The sequence below is a fragment of the Streptomyces sp. NPDC005761 genome (assembly GCF_040630635.1).
Classification (GTDB): domain Bacteria; phylum Actinomycetota; class Actinomycetes; order Streptomycetales; family Streptomycetaceae; genus Streptomyces.
The window spans coordinates 89,170-108,107 of sequence record NZ_JBEXXX010000014.1 but is presented as its reverse complement, the minus strand read 5'-3'; the positions used below and the strand labels follow the sequence as shown (position 1 = coordinate 108,107).

General features: G+C 72.3%; 16 protein-coding genes. 9 read left to right on the top strand and 7 right to left on the bottom strand.

Features of this window, described 5'->3' with window-relative positions:
* Positions 1-147: 147 nt before the first annotated feature.
* Together ABZ434_RS16085 and ABZ434_RS16080 are read left to right on the top strand one after the other, a co-directional pair.
* Positions 148-657, top strand: coding sequence for a gluconokinase (locus ABZ434_RS16085; protein WP_359136062.1), 510 nt, complete (start codon positions 148-150; stop codon positions 655-657).
* A gap of 11 nt (positions 658-668) precedes the next feature.
* On the top strand, positions 669-2,066 hold the full coding sequence (locus ABZ434_RS16080; RefSeq protein WP_359136059.1) for a gluconate:H+ symporter: 1,398 nt from the start codon (positions 669-671) through the stop codon (positions 2,064-2,066).
* Here the strand turns inward: ABZ434_RS16080 and ABZ434_RS16075 are convergent.
* Positions 2,052-2,690, bottom strand: a complete 639-nt coding sequence (locus ABZ434_RS16075; protein ID WP_359136056.1) for a cytochrome b/b6 domain-containing protein — start codon at positions 2,688-2,690, stop codon at positions 2,052-2,054. The genes ABZ434_RS16080 and ABZ434_RS16075 overlap by 15 nt on opposite strands.
* On the bottom strand, positions 2,674-3,339 hold the full coding sequence (locus ABZ434_RS16070; RefSeq protein ID WP_359136203.1) for a molybdopterin-dependent oxidoreductase: 666 nt from the start codon (positions 3,337-3,339) through the stop codon (positions 2,674-2,676). The genes ABZ434_RS16075 and ABZ434_RS16070 overlap by 17 nt, the downstream gene beginning before the upstream one ends.
* 209 nt (positions 3,340-3,548) lie before the next feature.
* Here ABZ434_RS16070 and ABZ434_RS16065 point away from each other — a divergent pair, with 209 nt between their 5' ends.
* Positions 3,549-3,980, top strand: a complete 432-nt coding sequence (locus ABZ434_RS16065; protein ID WP_359136053.1) for an ASCH domain-containing protein — start codon at positions 3,549-3,551, stop codon at positions 3,978-3,980.
* 12 nt (positions 3,981-3,992) lie between these two features.
* Here ABZ434_RS16065 and ABZ434_RS16060 read toward each other — a convergent pair whose 3' ends face one another.
* A complete protein-coding gene (locus ABZ434_RS16060; RefSeq protein ID WP_359136050.1) occupies positions 3,993-5,240 on the bottom strand; it encodes an aromatic acid exporter family protein in 1,248 nt (415 codons plus the stop codon).
* A gap of 109 nt (positions 5,241-5,349) precedes the next feature.
* Positions 5,350-7,005 carry an FAD-binding dehydrogenase gene (locus ABZ434_RS16055; RefSeq protein WP_359136047.1) on the bottom strand — a complete coding sequence of 552 codons (1,656 nt, stop codon included), beginning with the start codon at positions 7,003-7,005 and terminating at the stop codon, positions 5,350-5,352.
* A gap of 218 nt (positions 7,006-7,223) precedes the next feature.
* On the opposite strand from ABZ434_RS16055, the gene ABZ434_RS16050 reads away from it, so the two are divergent.
* From ABZ434_RS16050 to ABZ434_RS16035, 4 genes are all read left to right on the top strand, one after another.
* The gene (locus tag ABZ434_RS16050) at positions 7,224-8,117 is read left to right on the top strand and encodes a DMT family transporter (RefSeq protein WP_359136044.1); all 894 of its coding nucleotides are present in this window, start codon (positions 7,224-7,226) and stop codon (positions 8,115-8,117) included.
* A 139-nt stretch (positions 8,118-8,256) separates the two neighbouring features.
* Positions 8,257-8,769: an NUDIX domain-containing protein gene (locus tag ABZ434_RS16045; RefSeq protein WP_359136041.1), complete on the top strand. Its 513-nt coding sequence runs from the start codon at positions 8,257-8,259 to the stop codon at positions 8,767-8,769.
* Between the two features lie 44 nt (positions 8,770-8,813).
* Complete coding sequence (locus tag ABZ434_RS16040) at positions 8,814-9,209, top strand: DUF202 domain-containing protein (RefSeq protein WP_359136038.1); 396 nt, start codon at positions 8,814-8,816, stop codon at positions 9,207-9,209.
* Entirely contained in the window at positions 9,206-9,517 is a 312-nt protein-coding gene (locus tag ABZ434_RS16035; protein ID WP_359136035.1) for a DUF202 domain-containing protein, read from the top strand. Before ABZ434_RS16040 ends, ABZ434_RS16035 begins: the two co-directional genes overlap by 4 nt.
* A 72-nt stretch (positions 9,518-9,589) precedes the next feature.
* On the opposite strand, the gene ABZ434_RS16030 is transcribed toward ABZ434_RS16035, so the two are convergent.
* Both ABZ434_RS16030 and ABZ434_RS16025 read right to left on the bottom strand, forming a co-directional pair.
* Entirely contained in the window at positions 9,590-10,525 is a 936-nt protein-coding gene (locus ABZ434_RS16030; RefSeq protein ID WP_359136032.1) for an NADP-dependent oxidoreductase, read from the bottom strand.
* Positions 10,526-10,592: 67 nt separating this feature from the next.
* Positions 10,593-11,882: a glucarate dehydratase family protein gene (locus tag ABZ434_RS16025; RefSeq protein ID WP_359136029.1), complete on the bottom strand. Its 1,290-nt coding sequence runs from the start codon at positions 11,880-11,882 to the stop codon at positions 10,593-10,595.
* A gap of 153 nt (positions 11,883-12,035) precedes the next feature.
* On the opposite strand from ABZ434_RS16025, the gene ABZ434_RS16020 reads away from it, so the two are divergent.
* Entirely contained in the window at positions 12,036-13,058 is a 1,023-nt protein-coding gene (locus ABZ434_RS16020) for a phosphotransferase family protein (RefSeq protein WP_359136028.1), read from the top strand.
* A gap of 8 nt (positions 13,059-13,066) precedes the next feature.
* Positions 13,067-14,281, top strand: coding sequence for an acyl-CoA dehydrogenase family protein (locus tag ABZ434_RS16015; protein WP_359136025.1), 1,215 nt, complete (start codon positions 13,067-13,069; stop codon positions 14,279-14,281).
* A gap of 31 nt (positions 14,282-14,312) precedes the next feature.
* On the opposite strand, the gene ABZ434_RS16010 is transcribed toward ABZ434_RS16015, so the two are convergent.
* Positions 14,313-18,896, bottom strand: coding sequence for a HEAT repeat domain-containing protein (locus ABZ434_RS16010; protein ID WP_359136022.1), 4,584 nt, complete (start codon positions 18,894-18,896; stop codon positions 14,313-14,315).
* Between the last annotated feature and the right edge of the window lie 42 nt (positions 18,897-18,938).

Below are 18,938 nucleotides of genomic sequence, written 5' to 3'. Positions count from 1 at the left end.
GCCCGGGGAATCCCCTCGTCGATCACAGTCGGAATGAAAAGTACGACGTTTATGTCACACCATCTTGAATAAGTCGTACGTATAGGTTTCAGTAGCGCGACGGACCGGTGTCGAGGACGACATCGAAGAAGACAGCGAGGCACCGTAATGAGCACCCCCCACGTCGTCGTGGTGATGGGCGTCGCAGGGACCGGCAAGACCACGATCGGTCCCCTGCTCGCCGCCGAACTGGGCGTTCCGTACGCCGAGGGCGACGACTTCCATCCCGCGGCGAACATCGCCAAGATGTCGGCCGGCACCCCGCTGGACGATGCGGACCGGTGGCCCTGGCTCGATGCGATCGGGCAGTGGGCACACGGCCGGGCCGGACTCGGCGGCGTGGTCAGCAGCTCGGCGCTGAAGCGCGCCTACCGCGACCGGCTGCGCGGCGAGGCCCCCGGTGCCGTCTTCCTTCATCTGAGCGGCGACCGGCAGCTCATCGAGGAACGGATGGCCGGCCGCAAGGGCCACTTCATGCCGACCGCACTCCTCGACTCGCAGTTCGCCACGCTCCAGCCCCTTGAGGACGACGAGGCCGGCGTCGCCGTGGATGTGTCCGGCACCCCCGAGGAAATCACCCAGCGAGCCGTCGCCGCGTTGCGCCGGCTCGATACCTAAGGATCTTCACCGTGACCAGTCTCAGCGTCGAGATGCTGGCAGCGGACGCCGTCGAACCGATCACTTCGGCCGGCAACGCGCAGTTGGGCATCGCCGTCCTGGCGGGCATCGCCGTCATCGTTCTGCTCATCACCAAGTTCAAGATGCACGCGTTCCTCGCGCTGACCATCGGCTCACTGGCGCTCGGTTCGTTCGCCGGCGCCGCGCCGGCGAAGACGATAGCGAGCTTCACCGCGGGCCTCGGCTCGACCGTCGCGGGTGTCGGCGTCCTCATCGCGCTCGGCGCGATCCTGGGCAAACTGCTCGCCGACTCCGGCGGCGCGGACCAGATCGTCGACACGATCCTCGCGAGGACGAGCAACCGGGCCATGCCGTGGGCGATGGTCCTCATCGCCTCGATCATCGGTCTGCCGCTGTTCTTCGAGGTCGGGATCGTGCTGATGATCCCGGTGGTGCTCCTCGTCGCCAAGCGCGGCAACTACTCCCTGATGCGGATCGGCATTCCGGCGCTGGCCGGGCTGTCCGTGATGCACGGGCTCATTCCCCCGCACCCCGGCCCGCTCGTCGCGATCGACGCCCTCGGCGCCAACCTGGGCGTCACCCTGGCCCTCGGCGTCCTGGTGGCGATCCCGACGGTGATCATTGCCGGTCCAGTCTTCTCCCGCTACGCCGCCCGCTGGGTGGACATCAAGGCGCCGGAGAAGATGATCCCGCAGCGCCCGTCCGAGGACCTGGACCGCCGGCCGAGCTTCGGCGCCACCCTGGCGACGATCCTGCTGCCCGTCGTCCTGATGCTGGCCAAGGCCCTCGTCGACATCGTCGTGGACGACCCGGAGCAAGGTCTCCAGCGCGTCACCGATGTGATCGGCTCGCCGCTCATCGCCCTGCTCGCGGCGGTCATCGTGGGCATGTTCACCCTGGGCCGCGCGGCCGGATTCACCAAGGCCAGGCTCTCCACCACCGTGGAGAAGTCCCTCGCCCCGATCGCCGGTGTGCTGCTCATCGTGGGCGCCGGCGGCGGCTTCAAGCAGACGCTGATCGACGCCGGTGTGGGTCAGATGATCCTGGAGTTCTCCGAGAACTGGTCGATCCCCGCCCTGCTGCTCGGCTGGCTGATCGCCGTCGGCATCCGCCTCGCGACCGGCTCGGCGACGGTGGCCACCATCTCGGCGGCCGGACTCGTGGCCCCGCTCGCGGCCGACATGTCGACCTCGCACGCCGCCCTGCTCGTCCTCGCCGTCGGCGCGGGCTCGCTCTTCTTCAGCCATGTCAACGACGCGGGGTTCTGGCTCGTCAAGGAGTACTTCGGGATGGACGTCGGCCAGACGGTGAAGACCTGGTCGGTGATGGAGACCATCATCTCCGTGGTCTCCATGGCCTTCATCCTGCTCCTGTCACTGATCCTCTAGACGCTCCCCCGGCTCCCGCCACAGCGGGTGCTCGCGACGGGCCCACTGGCGCTCGACCGACCCGGTGCGCATGCCACGGCGTGCCTCCGGGTCGGCGAGCGCCATCGCGATGTGTCCGGCCAGCACGATTCCGACCGCCAGCGCCAGCCAGTCGTGGACGAACGTCGCGGCGGTCCGCCACATCAGCGGGGCGAGACCCGTGAACCACATCAGCAGCCCGGTGCCCGCCATGACGAGCACCGCTCCCGCGATCCACGCCGCGTACAGCTTCTGTCCGGCGTTGAACTTCCCGGCCGGGCGGGATTCCGGCCGCCGGTCACGGCGGCGTACCGCCCGCAGCCACTGCCGGTCGTGCGGCCCGAAGCGGTTGAGCCGGCCCAGATCGGCCCGCAGCGACCGTGAGAGAAGCCCGGCCAGCAGCGGTACGGGGACGATCAGCCCGGACCACTCGTGCACGGTGACCACGAGATGGCGGCGCCCGACGAGTTCGGCGAGCTGAGGCACGTACAGGCAGGCCGCCGACACCACGCACACGAGCATCAGCCCGGCCGTGGTGCGGTGCACCCAGCGCACCGGACCGCTGAAACGGCGTACCCGGCCGGCCGCTTCAGGTGGTGGGGGCATCGTCGCGGCCGTTGGACCGGCCGACCCAGGCGTCGACGTCATATCCGAGCTTCTCCCAGTAACCGGGGCGTACGGAGTCCGTGACGGTGATCCCGGAGAGCCATTTCGCCGACTTGTAGAAGTACATCGGGGCCACGTACAGCCGGACCGGCCCGCCGTGGGAGTGGGACACCGGCCGGTCCTGCATCCGCAGCGCGACCAGCACATCGGCCCGGCGGGCCTGATCCAGGGTCAGGCTCTCGCTGTACGTGCCGTCGAAGCAGGTGAACCGGACGGCCTTCGCCCCGGGCCTGACCCCCGCCGCGTCCAGCAGGGCGGAGAGCCGTACACCCTCGAAGGGGGTCTCGGGCACGCGCCAGCCGGTGACGCACTGGACGTCGCGGACCATACGGGTCTGCTCCATCCGCCGCAGGCTGTCGAGGGTGTACGTGACCGGTCGGTCGACCAGCCCGTCGACGGTCAGCCGGTAGTCGGCGGCGCCCTTCCTCGGTACGGACGTGGCGACGGAGTAGTAGCGGAAGCCGCCGCCGTTGGGCAGCAGTCCGGTCAGTCCGGTGGGGTCCTTGTCGGAGAGCGCGCCCAGCCCGGACTCCAGGGTCCGTTGCAGTACGGGGGCGGCGACGAGCCCGGCGGCGCCGAGGCCGAGCATCGTCAGGACGAGCCGACGGCCCACGGGCGTGCCGGTGCCGTCCGGGTCGGGGCCCGGCTGCGCCGGATCCGGCTCCGTGCCGGAAGAGGAACTGTTCACCCGTCGATTCGAGCACTCGGGGCCACCGGACGCCAGGGGCGGGGGACCTGCGTCACCGTCCCGTCAGATTCTCCCCGCCGACGGCGGGCCGCGGATGCCAGACTTGCGCCATGCCGAACCGTGAAGCGCTCAAGCCCTTCCTTCTCGCGTTCCCCGGCCCGCTGCGCGACCGTCTGGTCGCCGCCGTGCTCGACGGACGCAAGGTGTCGACCACCGGACTGCTCGTGGAGTACCAGGTGGAGAAGGAGGAGCCGCCGCCCGTGGGCGAACGGTCCGCCCTCATCGACTCGGACGGGCGGGAGATCGCGGTGCTGGAGATCACGGAGGTGCGGATCCTGCGGCTCGGTGACGTCGACCTGCACCACGTGCTCGACGAGGGCGAGGGCGACACCTCGGTGGCCGGGTGGCGGGAGAGCCACGAGCGGTTCTGGCACAGCGACGAGATGCGCGAGGCGCTCGGCGACCCGGACTTCACGGTCGACGACGACACCATGGTCGTGGCGGAGCGGTTCCGGGTCGTCGAACTCATCGAACCGGTCTGACCGGCTCCGTCCTCACAGCACCTCCGCCTCCGCCCTCTCCCGGTTCGCGCCCTTGCCGACGCCCAGGCGGCGCCGGAGCGCGAGCAGCCGGGGGTGGCGCTCGTGCAGCTCGGCCGAGCGGCGGTCGAGCTCCTGGCCCAGACGTTCGGCGCGCTTCTCGATGTCGAGCTCGTCCAGGATGCGGTCGACCTCGGCGAGCAGGGCCCCGTGCAGCTGCCACTTCCTGGGATGCTCCTGGACGGCGGCCAGCAGCATGTCGGCCACCAGGTCCCGGGTTGTCCGGCTGGCGGTGAGCGCCTCGGTGAGCCGCTCCTCGGCCTCCTCGGCGCTGGCGGCCACCGGAGTGGTGATGAGCACCGAGAAGCTTTCGATGGCCCCCGCCATCTGCTCGAACAGTGCCGTGATGTGCCCGGCGACCTCAGCGGGGAAGAGGGGTTCGTCGACCCGGTCCTTGGCGAGGTCGGTCAGCGTCCTGGACAGCACCCGCACGACGACCGCGCAGATCTCCAGCGTGTCCAGACCGGTGCGCAGCACCACCCGGTGCAGCAGCCCCTGCCGCACCCTCGGGTTGTACATCAGGCTTTCCTCGGCCTGCCGCAGGGACGCGTCCACCTCCACGATGTCGTGGTCGAGACGGCGGGCCCGGTGCAGCCGGTCGGCTGCCTCCGGGACGGTGACCGGACGCGCGAGGTCGCTCCCCAGGTCGCGGAACATCTGCCCCATCTCGCGGGCCAGTCCGTCGATGGACGTGCCCGCGGTCTGCACCCAGACGGGCGGGGCGAACAGCAGGTTGAACAGCAGGCCCACACCGGCGCCGATGAGTGTCTCGTACACGCGCTCCCACGCCATGCTGGACCGCGCGGTTTGTGAGGTGACGCCGAGGACGAGCATGGCGCTGATCGCCACCTCGGGGACGAACTCGTCGACGCGGACCAGTCTGCCGATGATCAGCGCCGTGAAGATGGTCAGCCCCAGGCTCCACCAGGAAATGCCGACCAGGGCGCTGAACCCGCTCGCGATGAGGACGCCGACGATGACGGACACCACACGCTTGACCGACATGTTGACGGTGGCGTAGAGGGTCACCTGGACGACGAGCAGTGCGGTCAGCGGTGCGGTCAGGGGTGCGGGCTCGGTCAGCGTCGCGGTCGCCACGGCATAGGCGATCACCGCCGCGCCCGTGGAACGCAGGGTCTGCGCGGCCACGGGCTCGGTGGTGCGCCGGACGAGGTTGATGACGGGTTCGGCTACTCCTGGCATCTTGTTCCCATGCCCCAATCCGGCGCCTCGGCACGGTTCGGGGTCCGGAACCCCACCGGACGGACGCGCGCGGGGCCGTGGGCGGCCCGCCGACCGCCCGCCTGCCGCTCTATCCGACCGCCGCCGCGGCCGCGCGCCCCGCTGCCCGGCCGGAGAAGATGCAGCCGCCGAGGAAGGTGCCCTCCAGGGAGCGGTAGCCGTGCACTCCGCCGCCGCCGAAGCCGGCCGCCTCGCCGGCCGCGTACACCCCGGAAAGCGGGCTGCCGTCGGCGGTGAGGACGCGGGAGGAGAGGTCCGTCTCCAGGCCGCCGAGGGACTTGCGGGTCAGGATGTTGAGCCGTACGGCGATCAGCGGCCCGGCCTTCGGGTCGAGGATCCGGTGCGGCGCGGCCGTACGGATGAGCTTGTCGCCGAGGTAGGTGCGCGCGCCCCTGATCGCGGTGATCTGGAGATCCTTGGTGAAGGGGTTGGCGATCTCGCGGTCACGTGCGGTGATCTCGCGGCGCAGCTCGTCCTCGTCGATGAGCGGTTCGCCCGTCAGGGCGTTCATTCCGCGGACCAGAGCGCCGAGGTCCTTCTCGACGACGAAGTCCACGCCCTGGTCCATGAACGCCTTCACCGGCCCCGGCACGTCCGCGCGCGCCCGGCCGATCACGTCACGGACGGACTTGCCGGTCAGATCGGGGTTCTGCTCGGAGCCGGAGAGCGCGAACTCCTTGCCGATGATCTTCTGGTCGAGGACGAACCAGGTGTAGTCGTGGCCGCTGTGCATGATGTGTTCGAGGGTGCCGAGCGTGTCGAAACCGGGGAAGAGCGGCACCGGCAGCCGCTTGCCGCGGGCGTCCAGCCAGAGCGAGGACGGGCCGGGCAGGATCCGGATGCCGTGCTTGGCCCAGATCGGGTTCCAGTTCTCGATGCCCTCGGTGTAGTGCCACATCCGGTCGCGGTTGATGTGGTGGGCCCCCGCCTCCTCGGTGATGCCGAGCATCAGCCCGTCCACGTGGGCGGGGACGCCGGACAGCATCTTCGCGGGCGGGGTGCCGAGCCGCTCGGGCCACTGCGCGCGTACGAGGTCGTGGTTGCCGCCGATGCCGCCGGAGGTGACGATCACCGCCTGGGCCCTGAGCTCGAACGTGCCGGCCGTCTCCCGGCTGCTCGCGGTGCCGCGGGCCGCGCCGCTGGGCTCCAGGACCTCGCCGCTCACGGTGTCGACGGTGCCCCCGGTCCGGCCGAGGCCGGTGACGCGGTGGCGGAAGCGGAAGCTGACGAGCCCCTTGGCGACGCCCTCGCGCACCCGGCGCTCGAAGGGGGCGACGACGCCGGGGCCGGTGCCCCAGGTGATGTGGAAGCGGGGGACGGAGTTGCCGTGGCCGTTCGCGTCGTAGCCGCCGCGCTCGGCCCAGCCGACGACGGGGAAGAACCGCAGGCCCTGGGCGTGCAGCCAGGAGCGCTTCTCGCCGGCGGCGAAGTCGACGTACGCCTCGGCCCACTTCTTGGGCCAGTGGTCCTCCTTGCGGTCGAAGCCGGCCGTGCCGAGCCAGTCCTGGAGGGCCAGCTCATGGCTGTCCTTGATCCGCATGCGGCGCTGTTCGGGCGAGTCGACGAGGAAGAGACCGCCGAACGACCAGTGCGCCTGACCGCCGAGCGACTGCTCGGGTTCCTGGTCGAGCAGAATGACCGAACGGCCCGCGTCGACGAGTTCCGCGGTGGCGACCAGCCCCGCGAGTCCTGCCCCGATCACGATCACGTCAGCGTCGTACGCCATGGGTTCCATCCTTGTCGGGGCGACCGGGCCGCGGTCCGGCGGAAGGACCGCACGTCACCCGTGCGGCCGCTCGCGAAGTTACTCGTGCGTCAGATCTTCGGCACCGGCCGTCCCGGCGTCAACCGCCCGGTCGGCGGCGCTCCTTCCGCACCGGTGGTTCCCAGGCGCTATCGTCGATACAAATCACCCTCTTCCGGCCTGACTCGGGGTGGAGAAGCGTGTCGGTGCTGGTCCTCGTGCTCGCCGTGAGTGCGGCCTGTTGTCTGGGGTTCGGCTTCGTGCTGCAGCAGGCCGCCGCCAGTCACGCCCCGAGGCGTGACTACCTCTCGCCCCGCCTGCTGCTGGACCTGATGCGGGTGCGCAGCTGGCTGGCCGGTATCGGGCTGATGGTCTGCGGCATGGTGCTGGGCGCCCTGGCCCTGGGCAAGGGCGAGGTCTCCGTCGTCGAACCGCTGCTGGCCACCAATCTGCTCTTCGCTATGGCCCTGTCCCGTCACCGCACCGGCCAGCGGCTGGGCCGGCAGGGCTGGGCGGGCCTCTGGCTGCTGGCCGGCGGGGTCGCGACGTTCCTGGTGGCGGGCGAGCCGAAGGGCGGGCAGGCGGTGTCGAGTCCACTGCGGCACTGGCTGGTGATCGGCGTGGTGGTGGGCCTGGCCCTGCTGCTGACCGCGTTCGCCAAGCGCTCCCGTTCGGGGGTGTCCCCCGCGCTGCTCGCGGTGGCGGCGGGCCTGCTGTACGGACTCCAGGACGCCCTCACCCGGGTCAGCGGGGAGCGGTTCTCCGACGGGGGCTGGGCGGGGCTCTTCACCAGCTGGCAGCCGTACGCGGTGCTGGCGCTGGGGGTGACCGGGCTGATCCTCGTACAGAGCGCTTTCGAGACGGGCCCGCTGCGGATGTCCCTGCCCGCGCTGACCGCGGCCCAGCCGCTGGCCGGGATCGCCTGCGGAATCGGCTTCCTGGGCGACCAGGTGCGTACGGACACGGGCGCGCTGGCCTGGCAGGCGGCCGGACTCGCGGCGATCGTGGCCGGGATCGTGCTGCTGGGGCTGCACCCGGCCATGCCGGAGGGCCCCGTCGGCGGCCGTCGTACACAGAGCCTCCAGCCGCACTGAGCGGTATCCGGTCCCTCACCGCCTTCCGGCTCTCCCGGCCGCCGCCCACCCGCCGTGGACCGAGGCCGGACCACCGGCCCGGCCGTGCGATGCGTCCTGGGGCAGTGAGCGTCGTCGGAGCCTGATGTTGGATGAGGGTATGAATCCTTCTGACGAGATCCTGGACATCGTCGACGAGAACGACAGGGTGGTGGGGCAGGCGCCGCGCGGCGAGGCGACCGCGCGGGGCCTGCGCCATCGCTGCGTCTTCATCGAGGCCCGCGACGCCGACGGCAGGATCTTCGTGCACCGCAGGACCGCCACCAAGCTCGTCTTCCCGTCCCACTACGACATGTTCGTCGGCGGGGTCGTCGGTGCCGGGGAGTCCTATGACGAGGCGGCCCTGCGTGAGGCCGAGGAGGAGCTGGGCGTCGCGGGCCTGCCCCGTCCCGAGCCCCTGTTCAAGTTCCTCTACGAGGGCGGCGGACACAGCTGGTGGTCGCCCGTCTACCGGGTACGGTGCGAGCTGCCGGTGAAGCCGCAGGTGGAGGAGGTCGCCTGGCACACCTTCCTCACGGACGCGGAGCTGGAGCAGCGGCTCACCGACTGGCAGTGGGTGCCGGACGGCCTGGACGGCTACCGGCGACTCCAGGCATTCCGGACATCTGACTGAAACCGGTCACGAAGGCACGAAGAAGCGGCAGATAAGGTCCGAGCGTGAAGGAATTTGTGCAGGGTCTGCGGCTGTGGTTCGCGCCGCAGCGGATCCGCGAAGAGGGCGACACCCCCGACTACCGCTTCTCGCTCGCCAACGAGCGGACGTTCCTCGCCTGGATCCGGACGGCTCTCGCACTGATCGGCGGCGGTTTCGCGGTCGACCAGTTCCTGCCCGAGCTGGCGTGGGGCGTCCGTGCGGGTCTGGCGCTGGCGTTGCTGGCGGCCGGTGTGCTGTGCGCTCTGCGGGCCGTCAACCACTGGGTGCGGTGCGAGAGGGCGATGCGGCGCGGGGAGGACCTGCCCGTGTCGCGTTTCCCGACCCTGCTGAGTCTGGCGGTGGCCGTCGTGGCTGTGGCGATGGTGGTGGTGGTCCTGTTCGGCTGGGAGGGCCGGTGACCGCGGCGGAACGCGACCCGGGGCTCCAGCCCGAGCGGACCAGGCTTGCCTGGCGGCGTACGACGCTGTCGTGCACGGTGGTGGCACTGCTCGCCGGAAAGCAGGCGCTGCACGGCGGGGTTTCGCCGGCCGGGGTGGTCGCCCTGTCGCTGAGCGTGCTGGCCTGGCTGGGGTTCCTGCGGGTGGCGAACCGGCGGGTGCAGGGCATGGGCACCGCGCGCCCGCAGGCGCTGGGGGCCCGCGCGGCACTGACGGCGGCGGCGTGCACGGTCGCACTGGCGGTGTTCGCCGCCGCGATGCTGTTCTGAGCGGGACGCCCGTGGTCGGCGCTCCCCGGGCCACCGCCCGCCGCACCGCCGTCCCGAGCGGCACGCCCGTGGTCAGCCCTCCCAGTCCACGGTGACGACGATCTTTCCACGGGTGCGGCCCTCGGCATTGAGCCGGTGGGCCTCCGCGGCCTCGGCCAGGGGGAAGACCCGGTCCACATGAACCGCGACGATGCCCCGCTCGGCCAGCTCCGCCAGATGGGCCAGGTCCTTGGCGTCGGGTCGCACGAACGCGTACGTGCCGCCGTAGGAGAACACCTCGTCGTCCACGATGGAAGCAAGGCGCCCCTCCGGTGCGAGCGTCTCGGCGGACACCCGCAGGGCCTCCCCGCCCACGGTGTCGAAGGCGGCGTCGATCCCGTCCGGGGCCAGCGCCCGCAGCCGGTCCGCGAGCCCGTCCCCGTACGCCACGGGTTCGGCACCGAGCTGCCGCAGGTGGTCGTGATTGCGTTCGCTCGCGGTGCCGATGACCCTGCATCCGGTGTGGCGGGCGATCTGCACGGCCATCGAGCCGACACCGCCGGCTGCCGCGTGGACGAGGACGGTGTCGCCGTTGCGGATGTGCAGCGAGCGGTACAGCACCTGGTAGGCGGTGAGGCCGGCCAGGGGAAGCCCCGCCGCCTCCTCGAAGCTCAGGCTCAGGGGTTTGCGCGCCAGGGTGCGCACCGGCGCGGCCACGTACTCGGCGAAGGTGCCGCGGCTGAGGAAGTCCTCGCGCACGTATCCGATGACCTCGTCGCCGACGGCGAACTCGTCCACGGCGATGCCGGGCTGGACGACGACCCCCGAGACGTCCCAGCCGGGGATCACCGGGAAGACCGTGTCCAGCGCGGCGTCGAGGTGTCCCTCCCGGGCGACGCGGTCGACCGGGTTGACCGCCGCGGCCCGTACCTTCACCAGGACGGTGTCGGGGCCGACCTTGGGGTCGGGGCGCTCCCCGTACTCCAGGACATCTGCCCCGCCGAACCTGCTGTAGCTGATCGCCTTCATGTACCGACACTCGCCGCGGGGCGGTGTGCCCGCAACTCAGGCCGGCGCCGGCGGGGCGGACCGGCCGTCACCAGCGCGGGATCGACGGCGTCGCCCATCCCGGCTCGGCCTTGCGCATCGCGGCGGCGTCGTCGCGCTCGCGCATCGTGCCGTCGTCGTCGAGCCACCGGCGGTGCAGCACGGCGAGGCGTTCCCGGTCGAGTTCGATGCCGAGGCCGGGGGCGTCGGAGACGGTGAGCCGCCCGTCCTCGAAGACATGGCGGGCGGTGATGACGTCCTCGGTCTGCCAGGGGTAGTGGCTGTCGCAGGCGTAGTCGAGGTTGGGGACGGTGGCCGCGACGTGCGTCATGGCGGCGAGGCTGATCCCGAGGTGGGTGTTGGAGTGCATGGAGAGACCCACGCCGAAGGTGCGGCAGATGCCGGCCAGTTCCCGGGTACGGTGCAGCCCGCCCCAGTAGTGGTGGTCGGAGAGGACGACCTGGACCGCGCCCCGGGCGAAGGCCTCCGGGACCTCGGCGAGCGTGGTGACGCACATGTTCGTGGCCAGCGGTACGCCGGTGCCGGCCGCGACGGCGGCCATCAGCTCCGTGCCGCTCGCGGGGTCCTCCAGGTATTCGAGTACGTCCCCCAGCTGCTCGGCGACGTACAGCGAGGTCTCGACGGACCAGGCCCCGTTGGGGTCCAGGCGCAGCGGTTGCCCGGGGAAGGCCTCGGCCAGGGCGCGGACCGCGGCGATCTCCTCGTCGGGCGGGAAGACGCCGCCCTTCAGCTTGAAGGAGGAGAAGCCGTACTCACGGGCGAAGCGCCGCGCCTGGGCGACGACTCCGGCCGGGTCGACCGCCGCGCCCCAGTCGTCGCGCTCGCCGCCCTCCGGGTGAGCGGCCCAGCGGTAGAAGAGGTAGGCGCCGTACTCGACGCTGTCGCGGACCTTGCCGCCGAGCAGCGCGTGCACCGGCAGACCGACTGTCTTGCCCAGGGCGTCCAGGCACGCCACCTCGAAGCCGGAGACCACGGAGAGCCGCAGCTTGTCCGCGGTCTGGACGCCCCGCAGCCCGCCCGCGTCGACCCGCTCGTCGGCCGCGCGTGAATCGCCGCACACCTCGTCGGCGAGGGCGAAGAGCCCGTTCACATCGCTGACCGGGCGCCCGACCAGGGCCGTGGCGAGCGGCCGGGCCAGTTCGAGGTACTTGCCGTCGCCGTAGGTCTCCCCGATGCCGGTCGCACCGCCACGGGTGACGACCTCCACGATGAGCCGGGGGGTGTACGGCTGATGGACGCCCTGGGTGTTCAGGAGCGGCGGGTCGGCGATGAGGATCGGGGTCAGCCGGACTTCGTCGATCAACCAGTCTGTATTCATACATGAACTCTATTCAGCCATGCGACCGAATGCCAGAGCCTGTCCGTCATCCGGGCCAGAGTCACACATTCCGTTGCGGAAGTTCACTGGACGACATACCGACTGGTCGGCATCATGAACACCGACGTCTTATTCATCCCGGAGGTGCGCACGATGAGCCCAGTCCACCCGCCAGGTCTCGACCTCGACCGCTTGCGCGGTCATCTCGACCGCGAGCGGCCGGGTCTGGTGAACGGACCGCTCGACGCCCGGCTCATCGAGGGCGGCCGTTCGAACCTCACCTACGTGGTCACGGACGGCAGCGGCCGCTGGGTCGTCCGCCGGCCGCCGCTGGGCCATGTGCTGGCCACGGCGCACGACATGAAGCGCGAGCACCGGGTGATCAGCGGGCTGCACCCGACGGCCGTCCCGGTCCCCGAACCGGTACTGCTCTGCGAGGACGACTCGGTCATCGGCTCGCCCTTCTACGTCATGGAGTACGTCGAGGGCACCCCTTACCGTACGGCGGAGCAGCTCGCCCCGCTGGGCGCGGAGCGCACCCGCAAGGCGGTGCTGGGCCTGGTCGACACCCTCGTGGAGCTGCACGCCGTGGACCCGCAGGCCGTCGGCCTCGGCGACTTCGGGCGCCCCGAGGGCTTCCTGGACCGGCAGCTGCGGCGCTGGGGCAAGCAGCTGGACGCCTCCCGCAACCGCGAACTGCCCGGCATCGACGAGCTGCACGCGGCGCTCGGCCGGCAGCTGCCCCACTCCCCCGCCCCCACGGTCGTCCACGGCGACTACCGCCTGGACAACGTGCTGATCGGGTCCGACGACGAGATCAAGGCCGTCCTCGACTGGGAGATGTCGACGCTCGGCGACCCGCTCACCGACCTCGGCCTGCTGGTGATGTACAGCTCCGACCTGGACCTGCCCGAGTCGCCGGTCTCCACCACCAGCGGGGCGGCCGGTCACCCCTCCCCCGCCGAACTGATCGAGCGCTACGCCGCCCGTTCCGGCCGGGACACCTCCGGCATCTCCTGGTACACGGCGTTCGCCTGGTTCAAGCTCGCCGTGATCCTGGAGGGCATCCACTACCGCTACACCCTGGGCCAGACGGTCGGCGGCGGCTTCGACCGCATCGGCGACCTCGTCCCCGTCTTCATCGAGCACGGCCTCACCACCCTCCAGGAAGGCTGACCCACCCCATGGACTTCGCATTCGACGCCCGTACCGAAGAGCTGCGCGCCAAGCTGCTCACCTTCATGGACGAGCACGTCTACCCCGCCGAGCAGACCGCGGAGGAGCAGCGCGCAGAGCTGGCGTCGCCGTGGGACACCCCGCAGGTGGTGGAGGACCTCAAGGCCGAGGCCCGTGAGCAGGGCCTGTGGAACGTCTTCCTGCCGGACGCCGAGTACGGCGCCGGGCTCACCAACCTCCAGTACGCCCCGCTGGCGGAGATCCTGGGCCGCTCCCCGCAGTTGGCGCCGACCGCGCTGAACTGCGCGGCGCCGGACACCGGGAACATGGAGGTGCTCGCCCAGTTCGGCACCGAGGAACAGAAGAAGCAGTGGCTGGAGCCGCTGCTGGCCGGTGAGATCCGGTCCGCGTTCGCGATGACGGAGCCGGAGGTCGCCTCTTCGGACGCGACGAACATCGAGACCCGGATCACGCGGGACGGGGCCGACTACGTCATCAACGGGCGCAAGTGGTACATCTCCGGGGCGATGAACCCGGACTGCGCGATCTTCATCGTGATGGGCAAGACCGATCCGGACGGCGAGGACATCCGCCGTCAGCAGTCCCAGATCCTGGTCCCCCGCGACACTCCGGGCCTGACGGTGAAGCGTGCCATGAAGGTGTACGGCTACGAGGACCACTACCACGGCGGTCACGCCGAGGTGATCTTCGACAACGTGCGGGTTCCCGCCACGAACCTGATCGGTGAGGAGGGCGGCGGCTTCGCCATCGCCCAGGCGCGGCTGGGTCCGGGCCGGATCCACCACTGCATGCGGCTGATCGGCATGGCCGAGCGCGCCATCGAGCTGATGTGCCGGCGCGCGGTGGCCCGTACCGCCTTCGGCAAGCCCCTCGCCCAGCAGGGCGTCGTACAGAACTGGATCGCTGACGCCCGGGTCACGGTGGAGCAGCTGCGGCTGCTGGTGCTGAAGACCGCCTGGCTGATGGACACGGTCGGCAACCGCGGTGCGCACACCGAGATCCAGTCCATCAAGATCGCCACCCCGCGCGCGGTGGTCTCCATCCTCGACCAGGCGGTGCAGCTGCACGGTGCGGGCGGGGTCAGCCAGGACTTCCCGCTGGCCGAGCTGTGGGCGGCCGCGCGGACGCTGCGGCTGGCCGACGGTCCGGACGAGGTGCACCAGCGGTCGCTGGCCCGACGGGAGATCAAGAAGTACCTGTAGGGGGCGGGCCGGTGGCCGGGCGGCCGACAGGTCAGTGTCCGTCGGCCCCGATCCGGTCCAGCACGTCCGTGTACAGGGAGCGCCGGTCGGGCCGGGCGCGGGCGGCGGCGTGGCGGAGGGCCGGGACCGCCGCCACGCCCAGCTCGACGAGCCCCTCGGCCGCCGCCTCGCGTACGACGGCGTGCGGGTGCCCGAGCAGCGCTGCCACCGCCGGAACCGCCGGCTCCCAGCCGGCCCGGCAGAGCGTCCGGACCGCCATGCGCACCACGTCCGCCCGGGGGTCCTCCAGCAGTATTTCGGTGTGGCGCAGATGGGCCTCCCTGCCGAGCATCACCCGTGATGTCCGGTGGGCACGCAGCCGCACCTTGGGCCGGGGGTGGGTGAGCAGACCGCCCAACAGCGCCCGGAGCTGCCCACCCTCGTCCGGTTCGGGACCGGGGTACTTCTGTGCCAGTTCCGTGAGCGCCCGGCAGATCTGCTCCGGCGTGCCGGTTGCGGCCAGGTCCAGCAGTTCCTGCCGGGTCGGGCTGCTCCCCCTCGCAGCGGGGACGGCCGCACCGCGGCCGCGGAGAACCGCCACTGCCGCCGCGTCGTGCTGCCCGGCGTCGGGGCCCCGCAACGGCCCGTCCACGAGACACAGACGGTCGGCGAGTTCACTGTGCCCTTCCGTACGCAGACGCCGGCAGGTCCGGGTCAGAGCCGGGGTTCGCAGCAGCGGGCGGCCGGCGAGCAGGTCCAGGAAGCCCCAGGCCCCGGCGTCGAGGCGTTCGCCCAGCGCTTCGGCCAGTGCGTCGGCGGGACAGCCGCGCAACGCGTCCCCGACGGCCCGGGCCACGGCGGGCGGCGCGTGTTCCCACCACTCCAGCAGCAGCGGGACCAGCCGTGCCGTCTCCCACGGGCCGAGTGCCGCGGCCGTGCGTGCCACCCGCTCGCGCAGGATTCCTTCGCTCCGGAGTTCCCTCTCGCCGATGGCGGCGAGCGCGCGGGCGAAGCCCGCTTCGGCGGGCAGGGCGACCCGGCCGCGCAGGTACGCACGAAGCACGGCCAGCCGGGCCTCCGGCTCGGGCCACCGCGCCAGCGCCTCGGCCGCGGTCTGCCTGCTCTCCGCCTCGGCCGACCCCAGCATGGCGAGCAGCCGCTCCCGCAGGGCCGCAGAACGCGGCTGGTCCAGGCCGTCGAACCGGACCCGGCGCGGTGACGGCTGCGGTGCGCGGGAGGTCTCCGCGATGGTCCAGGCGGGCGCGTCGAGGGGCTGGAGCCACGACATCCAGTCGATGAGCGCGGTGCCGGCCCCGGGGCCGGCACCGCGGTGGGCCTCGATCAGCGCGGCCAGCCGGTCCCGCGAGGGGATTTCGCCGTCGTCCGCGCGGCGGAACTCCGCCAGGGCGCCCGATGTCCGGACCGCGTCGGCCAGTGCCCTCCGCCAGGCCCGGGTCCCCGCGGGCACGGCTGCGGCGGCGTCGGGCTCCGGTACGGCGAAGGCCTCCCGGAGCACGGCGGTCTCGGCCCGCCAGGGGTCCGCGCCGAGACGGGCGTCCGCGAGGGCCCGGTCGAGATCGGCGCGGACCGGTACCCCACCGAGGCGGCGCAGGAGTGTCAGCGTGGACCGGCTCGGCAACGCCGGCGCGGGGCGCAGTGCGCGCACCGCGGCGAGGGCGGCGGCCTTCGCGGTGGCCGTGAGCAGCGGCGCCACCGCTTCGAGCACCGTGATCAGAGCGTGCCGGTCCCCGTCCCGGGCATCGGCCAGGGCGTCCAGCAGGAGCGGGGCGGACCGGGCGAACGCCGTGAGCTCCGCATCGCTCCGGGGCTCGGCGCAGAGCCCCAGTACGAACCGGAGCACCGTGGCCCGGGACTCCGGCCGCGAGTCCGCCAGCGCGAGCCACTCGCCCACCATCGGCCGCAGCTGTTCCGACCGGGCGGGGCCGATCGGCACGTCCTGCCCGGCCAGACGCAGCGCGGCCACCGGGTCCCAGCCCCCGGTCACCAGGGTCGCGATGTCACGGTCCGCCGCACCGGACGCCGTCGGCGGGCCTCCGGCTGCCGGTGCGGTGATCCCGTGCCGGGCCATGGCCGGTGCCAAATCCTTCATGGTGCCGGAGGCCGGTGCGATCCGCCGGGACGCCACCAGGGTCAGCAGGTCGAGCGCCACCGGTGACTTCTGTTCGTCCAGGGCCAGGACGGAGCGTGCGGCGAGGACGCCGTCCAGGCCCTCCAGCAGCAGGCGACGGGCGGTGTCGTCCCGGCTGTGTTCGGCGGCGGCGACGAGGGTGGCCGCGTAGGCGTCGCCGAGCACGGCGCGCAGGGCCGCGACGAGGGCGGCACGCAGACCGGGGTTGCCCTCCTGTCCGAGCCGGGACAGGAGCTTCGGGACCGCTGCCGGCGCGCCTGCCCGTATCAGCGCCTCGCCTGCCGTCTTTCTGATGTTCATGTTCGGATGGTCGAGGCAGGCGGCGATCGCGGAGCTCGCCCAGTGGGCCCGGGCGTGGCCCAGGGCGAGCAGGGCCTGCCGGACGGTCTGGATGTCCCGGGCCCTCGTCAGCGCGATGAGCGTCGCCGAGAGTGCCTGGGCGTCCTCGCCGGCGGCGTCGTGGGCGAGCAGGGCGATGACGTGCTTGCGTACGTGCCGGTCGCGGTGACGCAGCAGTCGGTGCACCCGTGCCCGAGTGCCTGCCCAGGGCACCCTGCGCAGGAGTTCGAGCAGGACCACCTGCTCGTCGTCGGACAGTCCGGGGCGGTCCAGCAGTTCCAGTGCCAGCGTCGCGACCAGCGCGTTCCCGGCCTCCCGCGCGTCCGTGGCGCCGAGCAGGCAGACGGGCCGGATCGCGCGCCGCGCGTGGAGCCGGCGGCCCAGGGCACCCAAGGCGACCAGGACCTCCTGCGGCACCACGGGCTCACCGGCCGGCTTTCCGTGCTCCCCCGTCCGGTCGGCCGCGCCCGGGCCCCTCGCGGCGGCCTGCCCGGCCACGATGCGCAGCAGCAGGTCGGCGATGACCGGGAGGGTCTCGGCACCGCCGTGTGCCGCCAGCCGGCACAGGGCCGCCACCGGCGCTTCCGGGTCCAGGTGGGAGCTCAGCAGTGCCAGTTCCCGCGCATCCGGGGCGCCGAGACCGGCGGCGATGCGGGGCGGCAGGTCGAGGGGGTCGAGCCGTGCGAGAAGGGCGCTTCGCTGTACGGGATCGCGGTTCAGCAGCCACAGCAGTTCGAGGGCCCGGCCGCGTACGGGCCGCAGGTGCGGCGCGGTCATGCCCGTGGTGAGGCCCAGGCCTTCGCGCAGTGCCCGTACCGTCCGCTCCCCGCCGATTGCCTCCAGCGTGTCCAGGGCCGCGGCCGGCACCGAGGGCAGCAGGGCGATCACGGCCTCCTCCGCGTCCGCGTGGCGCAGTGCGCGGATCACTTCGAGGAAGGGCGCCGGCGCGACGGCTGAGGGGAGTACGTGGGCGATGGCCTCGCCGATCGGGAGATCACCGGCCCCCTGCCCGGCCAGGGCGACGAGCAGGGCGAGCCGTCGCGGCCATCCCGGATCGCCGGACGGCGCGTCCGTCAGGATGCCCAGTACTTCCTTGCGGGATGTGTAGAGGACCGTCGCCACGTCGCGCGGCGGGATCGAGTGATCGGACAGTGCCAGCCCGATGACCGTGCGGACGTGGTGGGCGGCCGGGAAGTGTCCGCGGCGGTGGAGACCGCGCAGGCAGGCCATGGCCGGGGCGCCGAGCAGCAGGGGATCTCCGGCGGCGACGGCGGTCAGCTCACCGATGTCGTCGCGGTCCGCCAGTTCACCGAGCAGCTCCATCCCGCGTCGCCGAAGGCCCGGCGCGAGGCCGGGATCCGCGACGACCCGGCGCAGCAGTCCGCGGTGCCCGTGGCGGGCGGCGGCCGCGAGGGCGGCGTCAGCCACCACGGGCCATTCCCCCGCGGCTTCCCCTGCCTGCCCCACCGGCTGCCCGGGCCGCTCCCGTACCGGATCGGGGAGGAGGAACGGCGTGAAGAGGCCGGGCGGCAGTGGGTCCGTCGCCGCCCACGGTTCGGCGAGTTCGTCCAGCACGCCCGCGACGACCGGGGCTTTCGCGGCTCCCAGGAGGGTGATCAGCTCCGCCCGGACCAGCGCCGGGGTCAGCAGTCCGGCGTGCAGGCCCTCCCGGGCCAGCCGCAGGGCTTCGGCCTGGAGCACCGGATCGTCACTGGCCGCCAGCTCCTCCACGAGCCGCCCCGGCCGCTGCGTGCCGGCGATCCGCGCCCCTCGCACGGCCTGGTACAGGAGCTCGCCCCGTGCCTCGTCGCGGAGCACCCGGGGATCGTGCAGCACATCGGCGCGCAGCCAGGCGATCCGTACCCGTGCGGGCAGGTGCCCGGCCGTGCGCCACGGCGGCCGGGGGCGGCCTGCCAGGCGGTGGCCGAGTCGCTCGTGGAGCACGGCCAGCAGCAGATCTGCCTCGGGCGGTCCGGTGAGCGACGCGGGCAGCAGCCCGGCGAGTGCGTCCAGCTCCTCGTCGTCGGTCGGGAGGCATCCGTCGACGCGCTCGGCGAGCCGGACCAGCCCCGCATGACGCTGCCCGGGATCCGTGTGCCCGATCAGTCGGCCCAGGTCATGGATCTCTTCGTCGGCCGGCATCCGCATCGTCGGATGCTAACGGGGCGCCCTGCGCCTCCACCACCGCGT